Raw genomic sequence first — 2,952 nt, forward strand, 5'->3', positions numbered from 1 at the left:
CCCGTCGACGTTCGAGACGTGGACCTACGGCCCGAAGGGCAAGGTCTACGACGGCCTCGGCGACGCCGGGCAGCCCGTGCACGGCGGCGTCGGCGGCGGCCTCGAACCGGCGCACCAGCGGCCGGACCCCTTCGCCGGACGTGAGGGCCCGCAGGACGTCCACGGACAGCACGTTCGTCGTGCCCTCCCAGATCGGCAGGACCTGCGCGTCGCGCAGCAGCCGCGGGATGCCGGTGTCCTCGACGTAGCCGGCGCCGCCGAACGCCTCCAGGTACTCGCTCGCAGCGGCCGGGGCGAGCCGCCCGGTGGTCAGCTTGGCGAGGGGTGCGACGAGCCGCAGCTCCGCGGCGGCTGCCTGCCGTTCGTCGGTGTCCCCGTGCTCGGCCCGGCCCAGCAGCGCGAACGCGTGGGCGGCGAGCGCGAACGCGCCGGCGGTGTCGACGGCGAGCCCGCCGAGGGTGGCCCGGTGCAGCGGGTTGGCCGCGAGGAGCCCACCGGCGACGGTCCGCTCGTTCGCGTAGCTGACCGCGTACTCGAGGCCGCGGCGCATCCCGCCCGCCGCGGCGGCGGCGTTGTGCAGGCGGGTGACGACGACGAGCGTCATCATCGTGTGCAGGCCGGGCCGGGCGGGGTCGCCGACGGGGAACGCGGGCACGTCGTCGAGGCGGACCTCGCCGGTCGGCACGGCCCGGGTGCCGAGCTTGTCCTTGAGCCGCAGCACCTGCAGCCCGGCGGCGGGGCCGACGCCGTCGGCGTCGTAGCGGGGCACGAGGAACGGCACCAGGTTGCGGCTGCCGGGGCCGGCGCCGTCGGGGCGGGCCAGGGCGATCGCCATCGCCGAGTCGATCGCGGAGCAGAACCACTTGTCGCCGGTGAGCCGCCACCCGTGTTCGGTGTGCCGGGCGGTGGTGGTGGACCGGGCGATGTCGGACCCGCCCTGGGACTCGGTCATCCACTGCCCGCTGGTCACCGCCACCGCCGGGTCGGTGCTCGTCAGCCTGTCCAGCCATTCCCGGTGTACCGGGTGCGCCGCTCCTGGCAGCGACAGCAGCGCGGCCGCGCCGTCGGCCATGGCGACGGGGCAGCTGAACGTCGCCGACTCCGGGCCCCACAGGTGCAGCAGGGCATGCTGCACGACGCGGGCGCCGGCGCCCCACGTGGTGCGGCTGTCCGCGAGGTAGGGCAGGGCGACGACGCCGTGGCGGGCGGCCGCGTCCCGCTGGGCCCGCCAGCCTTCGGCGGTGTCGACCCGCTCGATCCGGTTGCCCCACGCGTCGAACCGGGTCAGGACCGGCGGGTGGGTCTCGGCGTCGTGGTGCGCGGCCCGCAGCGGCCCGAGGACCTCGGCCGACAGTTCGGCGAGCCGGCCTTTGGCGGCGGCGTGGCCGGCGTCGCCGAGGAGCCGGTCGAGCCAGCCGCGCAGCTGCGGGTCGGTGCTGTACGGGTCGCGGAGCGTCGGCGGCTGCTGCGTGAAGCGCGTCATACCCCGAAGGTTACCGCCCGGTAATCCGGGTCACACCAGTCGGAGCTGCCCACCGGCGCGGGCGGCCGGCCCGAGGTCCCCGGTGCGGTGGTGGCGCCGGCACAGCACCTGGTAGCGCACGTCGGCGGGGGTGTCGTCGCCCTCACTGCCACTGTCGGCCGTGTCGCCGATCACCACCTGGTCGCCGTGGCGGGCGATGACCCCGTCGACGATGCGGGCGTTGAGCAGGCCGGGCCGCCCGCACCAGCACAGCACCTCGACCTGCACCCGGGTGACCTCGTCGGCCAGTTCGAACAGCCGCTGCGCGGCCGGGAACAGGCTGGTGCGGAAGTCGGTGGCCAGCCCGAACGCGTACACGTCGACGTCGGAGGTGTCGACGAGGTCGGCGAGCTGCTCGATCTGCGCGACGGTGTAGAAGCTGGCCTCGTCGCAGATGAGGTAGTCGACCCGGATCCCGCGCGCCCACCGGTCCCGCACGAGCCGCCGCAGGTCCAGCCCGGTGTCGACCTCGACGGCCTCCTTGCCCAGCCCGATGCGGGTGCTGAGCCGCCCGGGCCCGGCCCGGTCGATCGTGGTCAGCACCATCCCGTGCCGTCCCTGCCGGGCGTGGTTGTAGTCCATCTGCAGCGCAAGGGTCGACTTGCCGCAGTCCATGGGCCCGTAGAAGAACTTGAGCGAGCCACCGCGCCGCAGCCGGCTGTCGCCGGCGGCCACGCAGGAGTCGGGGTCGGAGTCGGTTGCCGTCACGACGGCGAAGCCTACTTCAGTGGGACCCTACCGGCGCTGCGACGGGCTCGGGCGTGGTCAGCGGCCGGGTGGCGCCGGCGATGAGGACCGCGACGGCCTGCAGTGCGGCGACGACCAGCAGGGCCCGCAGGACGGTGACGTGGTCGCCGATCATCCCGATCAGGGGCGGCCCGGCGAACGCCGCCAGCTTCCCCAGTGTGGAGATGACCGTCACGCGGGCGGCGGCGTGGGCCGGGTCGTCGGCGCCGGCGCTCATCCCGACGGGGTAGCCGAATGCGGTACCGACGCCCCAGAGCAGGGCACCGGCGAGGGCGACGGCGAGGTTCGGACCGAACACGAACAGCAGCAGCCCGACGATCGTGATCCCGCCGAGGGCCCGCAGGACGGCGACGCGCCCGTACCGGTCGAGCAGCCTGGCCCCGAACCAGCGCACGGCGGTGGTGGCGGCCAGGTACGCGGCGTAGCCGAGGCTGCCCAGGGCGGCGGTGGCGCCGTGGCCGTCGATGAGCGCGACGCCGATCCAGTCGCCGGCGGCGCCCTCGGCGAACGCGAACGCGAGCACGAACAGCCCGATGAGCACGGTCCGCGGTTCCCGCCAGGCCCGCCCGCTGGCCGGTGGCGGCGCGTCGGGGTGCGGCTGCTCCGGCAGGTAGTCGCGGGCGGCGATCCCGAGCCGGCACCCCGCCGCCCGGACCACGTCGACGTGCGACTCGGTCTCCAGG

2 protein-coding genes and 1 pseudogene are annotated in these 2,952 nt (G+C 75.3%); all 3 read right to left on the reverse strand.

Annotated features, from left to right (window positions below; translation table 11 throughout):
- Positions 1 to 1,483 (reverse strand): acyl-CoA dehydrogenase family protein (locus ABZS66_RS61180; protein WP_354774126.1); only part of this gene is annotated, 1,483 nt, incomplete at its 3' end.
- A 30-nt stretch (positions 1,484 to 1,513) separates the two neighbouring features.
- Positions 1,514 to 2,197 carry a thymidine kinase gene (locus ABZS66_RS61185; protein ID WP_354774128.1) on the reverse strand — a complete coding sequence of 228 codons (684 nt, stop codon included), beginning with the start codon at positions 2,195 to 2,197 and terminating at the stop codon, positions 1,514 to 1,516.
- Between the two features lie 49 nt (positions 2,198 to 2,246).
- A pseudogene (locus ABZS66_RS61190) lies at positions 2,247 to 2,952 on the reverse strand (MFS transporter); the annotation flags it as partial.

The sequence above is a fragment of the Dactylosporangium sp. NPDC005572 genome (genome assembly GCF_040605515.1).
GTDB lineage: Bacteria > Actinomycetota > Actinomycetes > Mycobacteriales > Micromonosporaceae > Dactylosporangium.